This window comes from Sphingobacterium sp. GW821-FHT03E03 (assembly GCF_059420745.1).
In genome coordinates this window covers 122143-138994 of the sequence record NZ_JBWKUH010000014.1, presented here as the reverse complement: position 1 = coordinate 138994, position 16852 = coordinate 122143, and the positions used below count along the sequence as shown (strand labels likewise).

General features: G+C 35.9%; 21 protein-coding genes. 6 read left to right on the top strand and 15 right to left on the bottom strand.

The window, feature by feature from the left end:
* Nucleotides 1–199, top strand: a 199-nt coding sequence (locus AC07UV_RS16385; protein WP_495184520.1) for a hypothetical protein, incomplete at its 5' end; no start/stop codon positions are given.
* A gap of 102 nt (nucleotides 200–301) precedes the next feature.
* On the opposite strand, the gene AC07UV_RS16380 is transcribed toward AC07UV_RS16385, so the two are convergent.
* The 6 genes from AC07UV_RS16380 to AC07UV_RS16355 all read right to left on the bottom strand — a co-directional run bounded on the left by AC07UV_RS16380 (nucleotide 302) and on the right by AC07UV_RS16355 (nucleotide 6615).
* Nucleotides 302–583, bottom strand: a complete 282-nt coding sequence (locus AC07UV_RS16380; RefSeq protein WP_282252955.1) for a hypothetical protein — start codon at nucleotides 581–583, stop codon at nucleotides 302–304.
* On the bottom strand, nucleotides 571–1434 hold the full coding sequence (locus AC07UV_RS16375; protein WP_282252956.1) for a DUF2071 domain-containing protein: 864 nt from the start codon (nucleotides 1432–1434) through the stop codon (nucleotides 571–573). Before AC07UV_RS16375 ends, AC07UV_RS16380 begins: the two co-directional genes overlap by 13 nt.
* 11 nt (nucleotides 1435–1445) lie before the next feature.
* Entirely contained in the window at nucleotides 1446–2336 is an 891-nt protein-coding gene (locus AC07UV_RS16370; RefSeq protein ID WP_495184519.1) for an SIR2 family protein, read from the bottom strand.
* A 237-nt stretch (nucleotides 2337–2573) separates the two neighbouring features.
* A complete protein-coding gene (locus tag AC07UV_RS16365; protein WP_495184518.1) occupies nucleotides 2574–4763 on the bottom strand; it encodes an ATP-binding protein in 2190 nt (729 codons plus the stop codon).
* A gap of 506 nt (nucleotides 4764–5269) precedes the next feature.
* Complete coding sequence (locus tag AC07UV_RS16360; protein WP_282252959.1) at nucleotides 5270–5992, bottom strand: phytanoyl-CoA dioxygenase family protein; 723 nt, start codon at nucleotides 5990–5992, stop codon at nucleotides 5270–5272.
* Between the two features lie 47 nt (nucleotides 5993–6039).
* Nucleotides 6040–6615 (bottom strand): RNA 2'-phosphotransferase, encoded by a 576-nt coding sequence (locus AC07UV_RS16355; protein WP_282252960.1) that lies wholly within the window; start codon nucleotides 6613–6615, stop codon nucleotides 6040–6042.
* 754 nt (nucleotides 6616–7369) lie between these two features.
* Between AC07UV_RS16355 and AC07UV_RS16350 the strand changes: the two genes are divergently transcribed.
* The 3 genes from AC07UV_RS16350 to AC07UV_RS16340 are packed head-to-tail and all read left to right on the top strand — an operon-like array spanning nucleotide 7370 to nucleotide 8685.
* Nucleotides 7370–7864 carry an N-acetylmuramoyl-L-alanine amidase gene (locus tag AC07UV_RS16350; RefSeq protein WP_495184517.1) on the top strand — a complete coding sequence of 165 codons (495 nt, stop codon included), beginning with the start codon at nucleotides 7370–7372 and terminating at the stop codon, nucleotides 7862–7864.
* Nucleotides 7851–8228: a hypothetical protein gene (locus tag AC07UV_RS16345; RefSeq protein WP_495184516.1), complete on the top strand. Its 378-nt coding sequence runs from the start codon at nucleotides 7851–7853 to the stop codon at nucleotides 8226–8228. The genes AC07UV_RS16350 and AC07UV_RS16345 overlap by 14 nt, the downstream gene beginning before the upstream one ends.
* A complete protein-coding gene (locus tag AC07UV_RS16340) occupies nucleotides 8185–8685 on the top strand; it encodes a hypothetical protein (protein WP_282252963.1) in 501 nt (166 codons plus the stop codon). The genes AC07UV_RS16345 and AC07UV_RS16340 overlap by 44 nt, the downstream gene beginning before the upstream one ends.
* Before the next feature lie 87 nt (nucleotides 8686–8772).
* On the opposite strand, the gene AC07UV_RS16335 is transcribed toward AC07UV_RS16340, so the two are convergent.
* Entirely contained in the window at nucleotides 8773–9396 is a 624-nt protein-coding gene (locus AC07UV_RS16335) for a hypothetical protein (protein ID WP_495184515.1), read from the bottom strand.
* Between the two features lie 360 nt (nucleotides 9397–9756).
* Here AC07UV_RS16335 and AC07UV_RS16330 point away from each other — a divergent pair, with 360 nt between their 5' ends.
* Together AC07UV_RS16330 and AC07UV_RS16325 are read left to right on the top strand one after the other, a co-directional pair.
* Nucleotides 9757–10563 carry a LexA family transcriptional regulator gene (locus AC07UV_RS16330; protein WP_282252965.1) on the top strand — a complete coding sequence of 269 codons (807 nt, stop codon included), beginning with the start codon at nucleotides 9757–9759 and terminating at the stop codon, nucleotides 10561–10563.
* Nucleotides 10564–11068: 505 nt separating this feature from the next.
* Nucleotides 11069–11302: a hypothetical protein gene (locus AC07UV_RS16325; RefSeq protein WP_495184514.1), complete on the top strand. Its 234-nt coding sequence runs from the start codon at nucleotides 11069–11071 to the stop codon at nucleotides 11300–11302.
* A gap of 358 nt (nucleotides 11303–11660) precedes the next feature.
* On the opposite strand, the gene msrB is transcribed toward AC07UV_RS16325, so the two are convergent.
* The 8 genes from msrB to AC07UV_RS16285 form a co-directional block, all read right to left on the bottom strand.
* Nucleotides 11661–12755, bottom strand: coding sequence for a peptide-methionine (R)-S-oxide reductase MsrB (gene msrB, locus AC07UV_RS16320; protein ID WP_335993969.1), 1095 nt, complete (start codon nucleotides 12753–12755; stop codon nucleotides 11661–11663).
* A 6-nt stretch (nucleotides 12756–12761) separates the two neighbouring features.
* Nucleotides 12762–13208, bottom strand: coding sequence for a DUF417 family protein (locus tag AC07UV_RS16315; protein WP_495184513.1), 447 nt, complete (start codon nucleotides 13206–13208; stop codon nucleotides 12762–12764).
* A gap of 77 nt (nucleotides 13209–13285) precedes the next feature.
* Nucleotides 13286–13525, bottom strand: a complete 240-nt coding sequence (locus AC07UV_RS16310; protein WP_495184512.1) for a hypothetical protein — start codon at nucleotides 13523–13525, stop codon at nucleotides 13286–13288.
* 41 nt (nucleotides 13526–13566) lie between these two features.
* Entirely contained in the window at nucleotides 13567–14118 is a 552-nt protein-coding gene (locus AC07UV_RS16305) for a sigma-70 family RNA polymerase sigma factor (RefSeq protein WP_495184511.1), read from the bottom strand.
* Between the two features lie 83 nt (nucleotides 14119–14201).
* On the bottom strand, nucleotides 14202–14603 hold the full coding sequence (locus AC07UV_RS16300) for a DUF3784 domain-containing protein (protein WP_495184510.1): 402 nt from the start codon (nucleotides 14601–14603) through the stop codon (nucleotides 14202–14204).
* Between the two features lie 65 nt (nucleotides 14604–14668).
* The gene (locus AC07UV_RS16295; protein ID WP_495184509.1) at nucleotides 14669–15463 is read right to left on the bottom strand and encodes a hypothetical protein; all 795 of its coding nucleotides are present in this window, start codon (nucleotides 15461–15463) and stop codon (nucleotides 14669–14671) included.
* 39 nt (nucleotides 15464–15502) lie between these two features.
* Nucleotides 15503–15751 (bottom strand): hypothetical protein, encoded by a 249-nt coding sequence (locus tag AC07UV_RS16290; protein ID WP_495184508.1) that lies wholly within the window; start codon nucleotides 15749–15751, stop codon nucleotides 15503–15505.
* 387 nt (nucleotides 15752–16138) lie between these two features.
* Nucleotides 16139–16642, bottom strand: a complete 504-nt coding sequence (locus AC07UV_RS16285; protein ID WP_495184507.1) for a hypothetical protein — start codon at nucleotides 16640–16642, stop codon at nucleotides 16139–16141.
* Nucleotides 16643–16852 lie beyond the last annotated feature (210 nt).

Sequence of the window (16852 nt, the reverse complement as noted above, 5' to 3'; positions counted from 1 at the left end):
ATGTTTAGTTTGTTATTTTAACTTTGGTTTTAAATATTTTCTTTTTATTGACTTTTGTAAACTGTTGATAATAGAGAAGGCTTTTGTCATGCGAGTTGGTTGTTTTGACCGAGTTCCTTCCTATGATGTTCTGCTAAGTTTGCCGGATAAGGAGACTCTGGTATGGAATAGTCTTTTTGTTTCAATAGAAATAGGGTGAGAATGTCTTCAGCAAGGTTTTATAATAGATATTTGATTATGCTAATCAAATAGGATCTGAGGAGAAAAAAATAAGCTTAATATTGCGATAAAACTGTTCAGATTATTTTTTATGGAACTTGTTGATGAGCAGTCTGCCAAATACAAAGTATAGCAAAAGCACAGCTAGACCACCCAGTATAGCGGGATTTGTAAAGATATTCGTTATTCCATATTGATGAGAGAAGAGCGATACTGCAATAATGAACTGGAGAAGAGCATAGCAGATATTGCCTGTTGGTGAATAACCAAAAAGCCCTAAAAAACGTATTTTGGCAATCCCAAAAATGAAGTGCGGTATGGCATTCGCTATCAAAACAGCGATAAGAAAATCTATATAAAACATTGATTTATTCTTTTTTCATTATTCATAAAAAATGTCAATGACGGTATTTGAAAGGCCAAACATTCTTCCTCTTTTACAATTTCATCTAATGTATGACTTTTGAAAAAGTCAATTTTTAAAGGTTTGATCCCCTTTATATCAAAAGCGAGTGAAATGTTGGCAATATGTGACGAATTTAGATCCTGTGATGTTAACGCGCGGTTCTGGACAATAATTCTTTCAAGAAGTTCATGGGGAAGAGTTGAAATATGCAGAAAATCGTTAGGAATTCTCCATTCTTCAACTGAATGGCAAATGATCTCCAAATCTGATGCATTGCTGGCCCCAGGATCTATTTTTGTATGGATATGATCATCAATATATTGATGGCTAAAAGATAGAGGATGATGCGTATACATCATATTGCTAAATAGGCGACTGCCTAAACAGTATAGGAAACTGCTCATACTATTGGAAACAAATAAGACCGTTGGTTCTTTAAATAGGTTAGTATCTGTTGCAATATAAAACCTCCAATTGCTTTGTAGGGGCGAACTATAAAATGACCTCAGTCCTATTGGTTGAGCTGGCCCGAAATGACCATGACGATAGGTCAAAATAGAAAATAATACTTTCCCCTGAATAACATTCACTTGTAGCCCTTCTGGGATCATGTGTCGAATTTTTTCAATAGGTATCATCCAGTTCAGATAAACGACATTGGTGATTTCACTCTTTAGTTTTACATTTGAAAATGGGGACGGAAATATATTTTTTATTCCTTTTAGAAAGGAACTATTTAAAAAGCTTTCAATACATGGAGAAAGTATATTTCTTTTTGATGAGCGAAACTCTTTTTTTGTCAATGACATCGAATAGTAGGCTATTTATTAGAAAGAAGCTGGTATCGTTTACTGATCTCTTTCAATATTTTTTTGTAATATTTTGTTTTGTCAGATTCATCAATAACGATAATTTCCACATCGTTGGCTTTGAGTAATTGCATTTTATCAACAGCGATTTGATGCCATTTTTTTGTCGTATAGTAAAACAACTGATTTTGAATGAAGTCACTTTTTCTATAAAACTTATTTCGGGCACGATAGGTCAATAACCACCAGAGATCTATTTCTACAAAATCAAGCGAGAGTCCCAAGATATGAATATCTTGGGTAAAGAACAGGTCTATCCATGATTGCAGCTGCAGATCTTTTTTCAGTTTCAATCTTTTTATCAAAGCCGCCTTAAATACTGTATCTGAGGTGTAATTGGTGCCATTTACAACATAATCTCTCATTTTTTGAAGTTGCCCACAGTAATGTTCGTAACCCAGATTGATAGAACTGGGATTGGCACAATCACCATGAATATGCCAAAATGTTTTGTCTGCAGTTTGATGTCGGCGAAAAATGCTGTATGTTGTTTCTCGTATCAGGCTTGTATTCTTCTTTGAAGTAGATCCTTCCAAACTAAATTCATAATTTGTTGTGATTATGTTTTTAGTGGGGAGGGCTCGGATCAACTGGTGAATTTCATTTTGATTTATCTGAGAAACATTCTCCGAGATATACGTTTTAAGTTCTTTCTCATTAAGATGCTGGATCTTAATTGCATTTAGAAAAATCTCTTCATACAACATCGGAAAAGGTTTTTGTCCATTTTCCAATGCCGTTACATGATATTTTGTTTTAATGTTAGTCAGCAAATCGCTCCAACTGATTCCGGGAGAAATATTATTAATATCATTGCCAACTAACAAGCTGAATTTATCCATTTTACAATTAATACTTATTGAAGGTTTCCGCTATGACCGGTAAATCAAATGATTCGGTACACATTGTAATTTATACCTGTTGAGTACGAATCTGAATCTATCGGCTGGCTCTAATTTAATAAAAAAGAATGGATGAAACGGATGCAGATTGCTTTGCACCTTCACCTGCTCTAAACCTTCTTTTGACCAACATTCTTGTCGGGAATAGTGCGTTTTTTTATTTTTATACTATAAAAATCAGTTTCTTATTGGAAATTTGATCTCGAAAATTGTACCCTGATTCAACTTACTTTCGACAGAGATTTTTGCGTTGAGTCGGTCTGCAATTCTTTTCACAATTGATAATCCGACTCCTGATCCATCAAATTGCATCGCATTAGGTAAACGATGGAATATTTCGAAAATCCGTTCAGTTTCTTCCGCTGACATTCCGATGCCATTATCCCATATTTTATACAAAACATAATCTTCTTCTATTTGGCTGTTTATACCTATTAAGGGAGCCGTTTTATTACTGCTATACTTGATCGCATTGCCCAAAAGATTTAGAAATAGTTGATAGACTAAGGTCTTTTCACCATCAATTGGAAGAATTCTTCCTTTTTCGAATTGCAGATTTTGAACATTAAATCTTACACTGCAATCATCAATGATATTTTCAATGAGCCGCTCTGGATAGACAGTTTCGTATTCGAACTCATAGCTTTTGCTGCGGGCGAAATCGACTGTTTTATCTAGCATGTTATTCATCAACAGGATAGCGTCCATCATGTTTTTACCTGCTTTTCCAAGAAATTCCTGACTTAAACCAGGTCTGTCCCTGATCATCTGGGCTGTCATCTGTAGTGCGGACAAAGGATTTTTTAGGTCATGACTCAGCGTGTAACTGAACGTTTCCAAAACATTATTTATTTCAATCAATTTCTCGTTGAGTGCTTGGATTTCGATGATCTTCTTTAAGCAGGCTTCTTGAATTGTAATACTTAGGCTTTTTAGGAAATTAATTTCGCGTTCTTTCCATTTCGGGGCTATCCCTTCGACTATTTTCTTCCAGGCATTGAAGGATGTGCGGGGAGAAGGGAAATTTATGGTCTTTGTTGGATCATAAATAAGCTGCTTTTCGGGTTGCCCTGCCCAGGTTTCCTCTACTTTTACTTCCTTTCGGAAGAAATAGATTTTGAAGTCTAATTTATTTTCCAAATCTATTCCAGCAATACCAGGAAATGGAAATGCAGTCTCGTTTTCATCTTGATGTCCTTTGAAATCGGATTGCCAAAACAATTGATCAGAAATTGTTCTACTGAAATGATTATCTAGATTTAATAACATATCTTTTTTTGGCGCATGGCCAACAATATGCCATTTGTCGAGATATTTAAATGCAATCCCATCTGTTCGAAGGATGTCCATTAAGCTAGTGGTCAGTGCACTAATTACTTTGTAAAGATCTTTCTTTGTAAATAGATTTTGTCTGATTTCAAATGCGACACTCTTTGTTTTAAGTTTGAAGTTATTCTCTTCAATATGTTTATTGGCCAAAAAACTATTTACAGCATATTGAACAATGAAAATGGAAAGATGTCTTTGTGCTAGATCAATGTATTTGGGCAGTCTATTTTGACAAGCAACCAATCCCCATAGTTTTCCGTTGATGATGATGGAGAAACTACCACTTGCTTTTACTTGGGCATTTCGAAGATATTGCAGGTGCACGGGGGACATTGCGCGTATCGCTGTCATAGAGAGATCTAATTTCTCAGGTTCAAGACCCCAAATCGGTACTGGGACAGCATCTACATCGGGTGTTACCCTGGCAAATATTTTAGTATAGAGTTGGCGCGCTTGTTGGGGAATATCAAACTCAGGATAACGATAGCCTAGTAATGGTTCCAGGTCGCCAACGACATGTTCAGCAATGACTTGGCCATCTCCACTCTCTGAAAATTTATAGATCATAACACGATCATAATCCGTCACCGTAAAAATATTCTCAGCCAGAGCCTTCCAGATGTCCTCACTGTCATTGATATGCTTGGCATAAAAGAATGTGTTTTTAAATTGATGCGATTGCGAACGATGTTGTTCGATTTCAATATATATCTTATTGTCAAAAGGATAAATACTTAGGTAATATGGGATTTGTTCCAGATAGATATCAGCTACGTAGCGGTGTTTGAAACTATCAGTATGATCGTGTAATATCTGATCAAGATCGATTGCATGTTGAATATCTAAACAATCGATAAACTTGGTCAAGCTTTGTCCCAAGAATACACTTTGTCTGGGTAAACCTATTTCTGTCCAGTTTTCACTCCAGCCTATACAATTTTGAGTGGCATCAAATAGGATGAGACAACCAAAATGCTGTATTTGACCGCAAAGATGTATTGGTTCTTGGTCACAATTAGAAAAATGATTACTGTCCATAAAACGCCTTTTGATATATTCTTCTAAAGTACAAAATAAATAATTAAGGCATAGCTATTGCTGTTGGACATGTATTGACTGTATTTGGAAAATTATTTTTTTGAATTTATTTACACAAATAGAGATAACATTATAATAAAATATTAGTTATTTAGCTGTCTGTTTTTTGTTGCTACAGTTGTTGAAGCCCAGCGGCTTAGTTCTGGATTTAACCTGCCCGAATAGCAGGAAATGATGCTACACCATTCCTTGAAGCCTTATTATAAACTAGCTTTAAAGTTAAAACCTACATTTACGTGAGTGATAGAACAGGTCGTGCATTCTTTGATGCTGCCATCACAGCCATGTTTTTTTAGTGCTGATGGTTGTATTGGCGCTAACAATAAAAAAGGCTAGGTGAACCGATTTCCTAGCCTTCACGATATAACTCATCCTATGCTATAACGATCAAATAACAATGGAATAACGGAAAAGTTTTTTTGCAGCCAACAGGAGTCTCTTTTATATTAGAATCTTTCAGCCCAGCATAAGTTATTGGGTAGTTCGATACTTGAAAATTCAATATGGATAACTCTTCTACGTTTGTTGTTGCTTGTGCGTTTGGAACTATGGAGTAATAGCGGTTTCATGATCATAATTCCGCCTTCATGGACAGGACAGTTTTTTTCCTGTTCCATGGTCCAATCGATGGTTTCGGGACGGTATATTCCTCTGTTATGTGATCCTGGAATAGTATTTAGCGCACCATTCTCCGCATCCGTGTCATCAAGATGAATTCTTATCGTAACTATATTTTTCAAAATTTCAAGCGGTGGCTGTACTGCATATTGATTATGTTTGACCGTCCAGTTCAAAAAACCGTCAGAATCAATTTTTTCGAGTACAGATATCGTTAAGTCTTGGTGGTATGATACGTACCAATTTGATGTTTCAGGTTTGTCGAAATAGATGCTTTTTACAATAAAATGATCTGCTCCCAGTAATTCAGAAATAATATCTTTAAGGTTATCATTGAAAATTATAGCATATAAAGCTGGTATTTCTTTAATTACCTGGCGGATCGCAAAAAGATCAGAGGAACGCCTGAATGTATCTCTCGAATGATCTTCGTTTTCAATCAAGGTTATCAATTGCTGAACTTCATTTCTGCTAAAGACATTCTCGATGGCAGTGAAACCATCTTCTTTTATCTCGCTTTTTTTAATTGTTATTTGTTCGGATGTAAGCATCGCTATTATTTGATATTGTAGATGTTGTTATTCTAAAACTTCATACATTATGATCCCTGTCTGGCAGATTTTCCTTTGAAATTGACAAAACGTAAGTATTGTGCAGGCACGTGGTCAGTGAGCCAAACACCATTTTCGGACAAGAAAAAATCAAATCTATCTTGAAACATAGCTAAGGCATTTATTTCGAATAAAATAGGCTTTCCATGTCGTTGTCCGACAGATTTAGCAGTTTCGACGTCCTTACTTAGATGTACATGCAGTCTATTCTGTTTTTTTATTCCCTGCTCAATGATTGAATTTGCATGTTGTATCGCTGTGCCATGGTATAGGACCTCAGGTGGAACCTCAGGAGACAATCCGAGTTCAATAGTAATAGAATGCCCCTGATTTGCTCTGATTCTCTTAAAATTGTCGTCAAAAGCGAATCTCTTTTTCGGATTCGTGTCAACAATATGTTTAAGCATATCCAAAGTCAATTCGTGGTTATGATCATTAATCTTTTGGATCAACAAGTCTGTATCCGCCCAACCATTCTCATCAAGTTCGATACCAATACTCTCCGGTACATGCCGAAGTATAAGGCTTAAAAATTTGCTAGTTGCGACTTCTTTTTTATTCATAAATCATTTTCAATAGCTAATCAAGTCGAAGTAAATTTACTTTTTTTATTTTTCTAGGCGGATCCAATTTTAAGAAAGGAATCGTAGCGATGAATCATAGTTCTAATTTTTAAATTGATGAAGCTTGTTTAAAAACTCGACTTAGCACATTCGCTTATCAACTGAGCAAGAGTTTGGCGGAGTAAAAAGATAGATAGCTAGTTTAGGATGATGGACCGAGCAGGGCGAAGATATCGAATATAATAACCAGAGATAGTGTTCCAATAATGGAGAGGGCACATAGACTAGCGAATACGAGTTTATATAATCGGGGATGAACCATTTTAATGACAAATGAAATGGAGTCCCCATTGTTCTCAAAATATACTGCGTTTTTGGTTATTGGCATAATAATACGTCTTGGATACTAAATTAATATATAGTTTCGAAAGATTTACATTTTCATTCCCATCCCCCAGATAATCTCTTTTCAAATATTTTATTCGACGGGAAGCGCTTTTATTTTTTGAGCATCTTCTTTTTGTTATGAACCGACCGGCAATAAAAAATGTTCATTTTGAGCTGATATTCGGTAGTTGTTCCATACCGCTTACATACCCTTGATATTCTAATTTTTAAGTTTGATTCCCACTTAAATTTGTATAGAAATAATGAATGAAGTAAATCCTGGCGGCCTTTATCGGAGTAAAATTGGAATCCAGATAAAAAAGGGGGAGCTTAACATCAAAGTAAATTATCAATAATAGAAGAAGACATGAACATTAAAGAACATCAATTGATAGGTGTGTCCTATAAAGATACACCTAATAAAAGCGGTAATATCAAACCTATTTATATCATCATGCATTATGATGGAGCATCTAATGCTACTAGTGCGATTTATTGGATGTCAGATCCAAAAAGCAAAGTTTCGGCTCACGTGCACATCAGTCGAGACGGTGTTGTAACACAACTGGCGCCATTCAATGTCAAATGTTGGCACGCAGGCCTGAGTTCCTGGGATGGATTGAAAGATCTGGACAGATACAGTATTGGGATTGAGTTGCAAAATAGGGGGACAGAATCTTATACCGAAAAGCAGATCAATGCGGCCATTGAAGTCTGTCAGGCAATTATTGCCCATTATCCTATTCAGGAAATTTTGGGGCACAGTGATATTGCCCCTGGAAGAAAGGAGGACCCGGGAGCACAATTCCCTTGGATGAAGTTTAAGCCACTAATAAAAAATAATTACTATGGAACTACTTGAAATTTTGGAAAAGCTGATTATTCCTATCGTTACTGCTATCGGAGGTTACTTTGTTGGTCGTCCCAAGCAGCAGGCGGAAGTGGAAGCTACAAATGTGGAGAATGCTGGGAAAGTGATTGATAAGTGGGAAGGTTATGCAAACCGGCTGGAAAAAGGTATAGAACATTTAAGAGCCATTATCGAAGATCTTAATGAAGGACTAAAACTCGCCAATGAGGATCGTATAGCCTGCTCGAAGACGTTGGCTGAGTTGCAGATCAAATATGATGATCTGATGAAGCTTTATAATGAATTGCAGATTGAACTAAAAAGAGTGAAAAATGAAAAATATACTTCGATTGACCGTAATGCTACTTCTCGTTAGTAGCTGCGGTTTATTTAAAAAGATTACTAAAACAAAGGAGTCGCGGACAGTGGAGGTGAATGAAAAAATGGCCGTACTGTCAAGCGTGGATTCTAGTAGAAGGCACTTGGAGATTGAGCAATCATATAATCGACTCTTGACACGGAGCGAGGCTCTGATGCAGATCGAAGGTGAGGAGATTGAGATTAGCCCGAATGGAGTTGTGCGAATAGGTAAGGGACGGTTATATAAACGCCGAACGTATTATTCTGATAGTAGTAATGGTGTTGAGAAATATCTTTCCAAGCAGCGTCAGCAGCTTTTTCACCGTGTTCAGTACAAAGAAGATAAACTGCGGATAGATGAAAGAACTTCAAAACGGACGGTGCAGCCGGCTGGAACAAATATATTCTATTTTTTGATAGGTTTACTTGTAGTGATATGCCTTATGGTCTGGTGGTTGCGTAGGAGAGCGTAATAATTGGATAAAAGATTATTATACCGATCATGGAAAACTTCGTACTCGTTTGTTTTATGATCGGTATAAATTCTTGGGAAACCAATCTTATTTATCATTGAAACGTTTATTAATGAAATAATAATTTGTTGCTTGCTTGATATCTTTCTTAAAGTCGTTATACATGTCAAATTGGTTACACGCGCAGATGATGGATTTTTGTAAGGTATCGCTATTTATCTTTAAATATGGACCTAGTTCCTTGTATATCGTGCTTTTTACTTTAGTCTTTAGGTTATCCAGTTTTTCGGGCTGAAAAATACGCAAGACAACGGCGATTGCCTTGTAACGATGCTGGATATCTTTGTAGTTGATGTACTCACCCATAATCTGTTGCGAGGGTATCCCCATAAATTCACAATAACAGTCGATGACCTGACTGATCTTGGAAAGATCGGGTTCGTATATTTTGTCAATTGATCTCAAAATTTCGGGATGGTTCTCTTTTAAGAAACTCATAATGAAAGAATAATATAAAGTGTTCATACGTTGGGAATTGGTCTTATCATTTCGTTGACTTGTATTTGTTGTTAAATTTTTTGGTTGCATTAGCACGGTCATCAATTCCATACTTTGTGTTTCATTTGAAATAATACCATATTTTCTGATATGCTCATGATTCAATCCAGTTGATCTGTCTAGCTGCGAATTTGTTGTGATGAAGCGTTCCATTTTTATGTTCTTTTAAAGTGTATATTTTTTGCTCTGTCCTCTCGTTACCAGTTACTCAGAGTCATTGACGGGTTCTTTTTCTTCTAATGATTTTCCAACTGCAAGCGCTAAGTATCAACAATGTTTGTTAAACAAAGTTAAACAAATTTGTTAATCATTCAAGGGGTTTAATGTAAAATATGTTGAATAATTTGTCTTTAGTAAAAATTGTTAAACTTATTTGTTTAATTATAATATATTGATAATGAGGTATTAATGTGTTTATTTTATTTATTTATTTGTTTAGGTTTAATATCTTGTGTAACTTAGTGTCAGATTGTTATGAATTAGTGTAACATTTGTTAAATACCCTATAAAAACATGGAAACTTATCCAGATAATAATTTTGAGATTTTACGCTTGGAGATGGGAATTACCAATCGGGAATTTGCAGGCTTATTGGGGGTGCGTGAACAGGTGTATTCGCGTATAAAGAAGGGTGAATATCCGATCGGTCTCACCATGAAAACCCGTATTCAAAATGCTTTTCCCCAAGTTCAATACGATTGGCTGCTTTATGGAAAAGGAGAACGAAATCAGTCCGGTGCAATCATTCAGCCTGATACTGTTTCCATGGTCAATGTAGGAAACGGAAAATCTATTGGATATTTTTCCAGTGATGTCAAATTTATTGACGAGAATAAGAACAATATATTCTTTGAGGTGTCTCCTGGACGCTATTTGATGCAAACGAAGCTCGTAACCGAGAAGGCAAAAGCAGGTTATCTTTCTGGTTTTTCGGACGCTGAGTACATGGATGATTTACCTGCACATTTTATTACCGTGAATGAATTTCACAAAGGAGCTTACCGTTCTTTTGAAGTTAGTGGTGATAGTATGACCGATGGAACTGATGCCAGCGTCCTTGATGGTGATATTGTTACTGGACGTTTGATTAAACGAGAATTGTGGCAGTCAAAATTTCATACCCATAAATATAGGTATTGGGTTGTTGTACATCGATATGAAGGGGTGATTATTAAGGAAATTGCTCATCATGATGTCGCCAATGGAATCCTTACATTACGTTCACTCAACACGGACAAAGCTATTTATCCAGATTTTGAAGTCAGTTTGGATGATGTAGATCAGATCTTTAATGTTGTTGATATCAGTCGATCACTATAAATATGGGGAGTTGAATTCCATCTTCCCTTAGAGATCTTTGAAATGATCAACCATAATCAAACCTTGTTTCCCAAATAGAACCCGCTTTTATTTGGGAAACAAGATTCCTGTTGCTCCTGCATATAGCTCTTGTATATGCCCTTTTGTATCACCGCTTTCTCGTCCTAGCGCTGTTTGGAATGATAAAGAGATTCTTTATGTCCGGAAAATATAAACCTTATGGTTCACAGCTTGTTAGTCTTTTGGCTAAAAAATATAGTAAATAAAACTAATTTAATTAGTTTTATTTACTATATTTGAATATGAATTGAAAGCAGATGAACATGTTTAATGTATGGCGTCTTAGCGTCGAACAGTATATATAATATATGCTATGACAAACAACCATATATAAAGGATATTGGTTGCTCATTATTCTTACATGTTCATTGCTTTCAATTTCTATAAATCTAAGTGGTTAAATACGGCGTGTGTAGAGCATACGAGAAATAGAAACTTTAGAGAGATGAATGTCCCATTGACGAATGATATCCTTCAAGACTTAAAATGTAAAGGCTATAATATACTTAAGTCTGAGAATACTGTGGAAGATACGAATCAGTATTTTGTTCCGATAAAAGTAAATGATTTGTGGAGATTTCTGGAGGAGTTTAACAAAGATTCTGCAACAATAGTGGTCGAAGATATCCTCCATGTTTCTGAGGGAGCCTTGGAAGGTAAATTTATTAGGGTATTTTGAACTTAATCTAATTTCAAGTATAGATCTGGGATCGTACCGTGGAGATAGACTGTTCATAGGGGTTGCCATTTACTAATCCATCATATGTTTATTTTTAAGGCCAGGTTGAAGAACCTGGCTTTTTGTGTTTAAATGAATATAAAATAAGCTCTCCAAATAGCAAAAGCGAACCTTCCAAGAATTGAACAATTGAAAAATGCTTATCGAGAGATGCAAACAAAATTGGCGAAAAATAGGGTGACGAGCCCATATGCTATATAATCTTTGTAGATTCTTGTCTGGAACCCTGCGAACGGACTAATAAAATTTTATCCTGCCAGTAATTAAACTTATTAATAGTCTGATATGAGATGTTGTGCTACTTAGTTTTGTCGTTTTTGGTTTGTAACAGAGCAATAAACTTCTCATAACCTTCCGCTTTCATTTGATCTTTTGGGATAAAGCGTAGTGAAGCACTGTTGATACAATAACGTAGTCCGCCTTGTTCAGTTGGGCCATCATTAAAAACATGACCTAAATGAGCGTCACCTGTTTTGCTTCTCACTTCAGTTCTATTCATCCCAAAAGACCTATCGCTTTTTTCGGCAACCAGGCGATCATTGATCGGTTTAGAAAAGCTTGGCCATCCGCAATCGGATTCAAACTTATCGGTAGAAATAAACAGGGGCTCGCCAGTGGTAACGTCAACATAAATACCTTCCCGAAATTCATTCCAATAAGCATTGTCAAAAGCCCTTTCAGTAGCATTGTTTTGAGTAACATCATATTGTAATGGAGTCAGCTCCTTTTTCAGTGTTTTTTTGTCCACTTTATTGTATTTAGCAGGTTTAGGATTTGCCTGTCGCGCTTTCTTAAATAGGTCAGCAGGAATATGGCAGTAACCCTGAGGATTTTTCTCTAAATAATTTTGATGATAATTTTCAGCAGTATAGAAATTCCGTAGAGGGCCAATTTCTACAACAAGCTTTGAACTGTAGTTCTTTGCAAGCTGTCCAATCTCTTCCCGGATCGTTTTTTCATCCTCTTTCTTTGTAAAGTAAATCCCTGTCCGATATTGTGTGCCGATATCATTACCTTGTTTATCCATGCTTGTCGGGTCAATTGTTTTAAAGTATAAGCCGATCAACAATTTCAAATCAACTACAGTAGGATCATAATCGACTTTTACGGCTTCTACAAACCCCGTATTGCCCGTTGAGACCTGTTCATAGGTCGGTTTGGCAAGATTCCCATTCGCATACCCAACTTCGGTAGCTATTACACCTCTTATTTGTTTGAAGTAATGTTCTGTCCCCCAAAAGCAGCCCCCTGCAAAGTAGATTTCGTTAGTTTGACTGTTGTGAGGTGAGTTCTTTTCTGGAGCTGATGCTTTTTCTTCTCCTTGTGAAAAGCCTATTTTGACTATTGCCAAGCCTATAAAGGCAAGTATAGTGATGGTCCATATAATTTTCATGATCTTTTATTTTTTAGCGGATTGCAATAAATTGATTCCAAATCCAAGAAATAGTATATCCTTGAGGATAAAGAAGTCCGTCACAGGAATTCCGTCCACATGTTTGAACATATTTGGTGTTGTAAAAAGATAACTTAAAGTCATCATAAAAATAATACATACCCCAATTCCGGCGTATCGTCTCAATTGCTTAAATTTTAAACTCAGCAAAAGAAGTATAGCAACAGCTATTTCAACAATACCAACAATATTGGACACCGTTTGTTCACTCCATAGTTTGTATAGCCAGGAAGAGAGTGGGTGATTCGCTATCAATGGCTTTATGGCCATCGCTTCAGTTGGAGTGAATTTGAAAATCCCAAGCCAAAGAAGAATGGAGACTACGCCAAATGTGGAAATGTAAAAGCCCCATTGCGATGGGGAGGAATTTTTTGTTTGCGTTATGAGATGCATTTTTCTAAAATTTTAATTTGTGCTTACTGTTTCCCTTTTAGTAGCATACACATCAAAATCCTGACAAAAAAATCTTTTTATTTTAACTTGTCTTTTAATTTATCTTTAAAGAGCTCTAGTTCATTTTTACTGAATTTTTCAGGAGAATCTTGTGTGAATATATTTTTCATCATACTTTCCATTGCATGTACTTTGCGGTTATAGGCACTGCACCACTTACAGATTGTAAGATGTACCCTTAAGCGTATTTTTTGGACAAATGGAATCTCACCAGCATTTTGCTGTTCGATAAGCAGTGTTGCTTGTTTGCAGGGCATTACCAATATATGAATGAGTCGTTTTATCATTGCTTACGAAATCATGAGATATTAAACCAATTAAATTCCAGGCACTCCCGAAGCTGCATACGACTTCGTTGGAGGATTTTCCATAAATTAGTTGTCGTAACGCCAGTTTCCTGACAAACGCTAGCCGCTTTTTTTTCTTCTAAATAATAGAGCTTTACTGGGATAAGCCATTTTAGGGGTAATTTGTCCAGACACTCAGCCATTACGCTATTAAAATCGCTGTTGTCAAGGAGGTTGTCGTCTTTTTCATTCCAGTCTTGTAGAATATCATCATGCTTCCATGATCCTTCTCTATCAAAATAATGATCTAGTGGAATATTTCCTGTATGTCGGTACTTTTTACGGTAAAACTCAGCGACTTTATTTTTGAGAATAGCCATTAACCAAGTCTTTACACTGCTCCGCCCCTGAAAAGAATGGTATGATTCGAATGCAGATATAAATACATTTTGGACTATATCTTCCGCATCTTGTCGGTCAGAAAGCAAAAAAAGAGCGCTATTGAGAAGTGTATCACTATAGGTATCAATCCATTGTTGTATATGTTCTGAGCGCTTGTCCATGTAGTCAATTATAACCCTATAAAATTAGAAATAGTTTTTTGATACTTCCTATCTAATCAGAATTGATTACTGCTATCAAAGGATCAGCTCCCTAGAAATTGAACCATAATCACTAAAAGCACAATGAAGAGAAAGCAAATGACAGTAATTGAAAGGATATACTGTTTTTTATTCCTTTTTATGAAGAAGCTGTTCGCTTTCCAAATAAAAAATATATAAGCAAGTAAAGGATAAGCTATACTAAAGATCTTCAGCCAATGTGAACTGATAGCGGAGAGAAGGAAGAGGGAAATCAGCAAATATGAAACCGCCAGTGATACATGAAATTTTCTGAAATATGGGATAAAAGCCTTTATATCAAATTGCTGCTTTTCTGTTGGTGAAAGTGTGTTGTATCCAGAAAGTGATGAGCCTGCATTTTTCTCGGTGACTAGAAAAGCTACTGTCGCCAACATTGCGCTTAATACTAAAACCAAAATAATCATCTGTTAAAAACTGTTTTTTGAGATCGTATTCTGTCTATTTTCTATTGAAATCTTTCTTTGTTTCTTTAGTTCCATTTTCTGTAATTCTTGGGGATTAAAGGAACCCCTTTTGGAAAATAAAGCCCGTTAAAATCGAAGTAAAAAAAAGTTCCGGTTTCCGCATGTCTTATTTGTAAAAGTGCTTTTAGACCTTGATGTGTACTGATATACCTGTAGTCGAAGTGGTCATTTCCTAAGACAGGAGCGTTTGCTTGCCGTGTATCGACAAGTACCAATTGTGTCTGATCATCTTTTGCCGGTATTAAGCTAAATTCCTCGTTCAGTATAATTGTTTTATCTTGAGGGGTGATTATCTGGTTTTCTAGGTTTGGTGGAGGCATCATACTACCCTGTAGTTCAATTTCATGATTGAATAGTTTTTTGATTGCTACATTCTGGTAAGCTGTATTGCCTAATTTTTTAAAATGTATATCATAGACTTCGACCATTTGGCTAGATTCTGGAATACCATATTTTTGACCGAAAGTACGTTGGATCGCATTTTTGTTGCCCAAAACAAAGCCAACCAAGGTTATGGGGGCATCTTCATTTATTCGGTATACGAGATCAAAACTTTCAAAATTCGGTAAGGAATTTATGTGAGTAAAGTTGTTATCGGCACTTAAAACATCGTAGGTTTCATCCGTTTTTAGCGCCCAGATATATTGCTTGCCATCCAAGCTTGCGTTGTCCCAAGCGTCATGATTTGGTTCAATTTTTTGGTATCGAGTTGTTAGCTGTATAAGAGGACTTCCAGGCTTTAAGAGAGCTGAGTTTCCATCCACTTCAAAGTGATAATAACTGTCTTTGTTGATTTTCAAACGGCCACATGCACTATCAAAATGCCCAGAAAGCTGTTCCTACCCCGAATAGGCATCAACTACAGCATCTTCCTTTTCATTTTTCGAGATAATATAACTATAGAAGTCTCCAATGACATAATATCTGTTCGGGCCATCCACTAGAGCCTCCGGATACACAGGTTCTGCTGTGGATACATCCATTAAACCCAATTTATCGTCAAATTTGAACGGAATAAGTTGGGGTCGTTCTTGAGCAAATACAAATAGTTGTATGGAAAAGAGAACACAAGTGAAAATAAATTTCATGATAAATTTACTTTTAACAATGGCATCGATGACGATTGATTCGAACCTTAATACTTGAATTTACAAAAATAAATTTATTCAAGTATTAAGGTTCTGTTGTGTACCTACGCACTCTTTCGTTTTTTATATCCAAAAAACAGCTATTGTAGAAGAAGACTTTTATTTTTCAAAAAGCCATTTTATGCCTACAACTAACATAATGATAACGGCAATAATATATTTTATTTTAATTGCCTGTTGTTTTCTATAGGCGATGTAAATCCCCAGTGCCATGATAAGGGCAAATCCAATAATGACTCATCCAAAAGAGAAGCTGTTTCCGAGTTGAATATTGATCATGTTTTTAGTTTTTATTAACGAGTTTGATCGGGTTTATAAGATGATTTTTTAGTCCTTTTCAAAGGTTACGTCAGTTATTTTATAGTTGAAATTGTTTTTGTCCTGTTCACCTTCAGGTTTTTCCAATTCACTGTAATGTACGGTGCCCGTCATTTTAAATGTGGTATGCGTGTCGAGATTGATCTTCTCCCCATTTTTATCAATGACATGGAAATTTTTTAGTGTATAGTTTTTTTGATCTGCGGGGAGTTCAAATAGAACGCTGTTTTTTTCTGTCCCAACAGGTAATATGACACTGAATGCTGTAAATTTCTCAGAACTGATTGCATGAGGTTTTACAACAAAATTCATCGCCATGGTCTTCGATTTGCCTGATGAAAAGGTAAAGGAGGGAGCATCAAATTCACCGGTTAATTCGATGGTTTTATTCTGATTGTCATAGTTGGATTCCATTGCTTTAATAGTATCTACTGATGTTCCATTACATGATGATAAGGACATTAAGCCTATAGCGGACAATAGTAGGGCGGGGATTATGTTTTGTGTTTTCATTGGATCTTTTTATTAGTTTATACTCAAGATGATTTCATCCGGATCTTTTCTTCTTTATTTTTTTATAAAAATACAATAGAATCTGTTATGCTTTATCGCAGGATTTAAATCCGTTGACAATGAATTTAAATCCGTATGCTCTTCTGTTTTTTTCGTCTTTTACATGATTCGTTGTCCGCTACATCAGTACTTTTATTAGGGGAGATGGTG

Bases quoted from the DNA above. Each gene is read 5' to 3' on its own strand.
- AC07UV_RS16365 (WP_495184518.1), bottom strand. From the start codon at position 4,763: ATGGACAGTAATCATTTTTCTAATTGTGACCAAGAACCAATACATCTT.
- AC07UV_RS16330 (WP_282252965.1), top strand. From the start codon at position 9,757: ATGGAAACTTATCCAGATAATAATTTTGAGATTTTACGCTTGGAGATG.
- AC07UV_RS16380 (WP_282252955.1), bottom strand. From the start codon at position 583: ATGTTTTATATAGATTTTCTTATCGCTGTTTTGATAGCGAATGCCATA.
- AC07UV_RS16305 (WP_495184511.1), bottom strand. From the start codon at position 14,118: ATGGACAAGCGCTCAGAACATATACAACAATGGATTGATACCTATAGT.
- AC07UV_RS16315 (WP_495184513.1), bottom strand. From the start codon at position 13,208: ATGCATCTCATAACGCAAACAAAAAATTCCTCCCCATCGCAATGGGGC.
- AC07UV_RS16335 (WP_495184515.1), bottom strand. From the start codon at position 9,396: ATGGAACGCTTCATCACAACAAATTCGCAGCTAGACAGATCAACTGGA.
- AC07UV_RS16285 (WP_495184507.1), bottom strand. From the start codon at position 16,642: ATGAAAACACAAAACATAATCCCCGCCCTACTATTGTCCGCTATAGGC.
- AC07UV_RS16375 (WP_282252956.1), bottom strand. From the start codon at position 1,434: ATGTCATTGACAAAAAAAGAGTTTCGCTCATCAAAAAGAAATATACTT.
- AC07UV_RS16355 (WP_282252960.1), bottom strand. From the start codon at position 6,615: ATGAATAAAAAAGAAGTCGCAACTAGCAAATTTTTAAGCCTTATACTT.
- AC07UV_RS16300 (WP_495184510.1), bottom strand. From the start codon at position 14,603: ATGATTATTTTGGTTTTAGTATTAAGCGCAATGTTGGCGACAGTAGCT.
- AC07UV_RS16345 (WP_495184516.1), top strand. From the start codon at position 7,851: ATGGAACTACTTGAAATTTTGGAAAAGCTGATTATTCCTATCGTTACT.
- AC07UV_RS16325 (WP_495184514.1), top strand. From the start codon at position 11,069: ATGAATGTCCCATTGACGAATGATATCCTTCAAGACTTAAAATGTAAA.
- AC07UV_RS16370 (WP_495184519.1), bottom strand. From the start codon at position 2,336: ATGGATAAATTCAGCTTGTTAGTTGGCAATGATATTAATAATATTTCT.
- msrB (WP_335993969.1), bottom strand. From the start codon at position 12,755: ATGAAAATTATATGGACCATCACTATACTTGCCTTTATAGGCTTGGCA.
- AC07UV_RS16340 (WP_282252963.1), top strand. From the start codon at position 8,185: ATGAAAAATATACTTCGATTGACCGTAATGCTACTTCTCGTTAGTAGC.
- AC07UV_RS16360 (WP_282252959.1), bottom strand. From the start codon at position 5,992: ATGCTTACATCCGAACAAATAACAATTAAAAAAAGCGAGATAAAAGAA.
- AC07UV_RS16290 (WP_495184508.1), bottom strand. From the start codon at position 15,751: ATGAAATTTATTTTCACTTGTGTTCTCTTTTCCATACAACTATTTGTA.
- AC07UV_RS16350 (WP_495184517.1), top strand. From the start codon at position 7,370: ATGAACATTAAAGAACATCAATTGATAGGTGTGTCCTATAAAGATACA.
- AC07UV_RS16310 (WP_495184512.1), bottom strand. From the start codon at position 13,525: ATGCCCTGCAAACAAGCAACACTGCTTATCGAACAGCAAAATGCTGGT.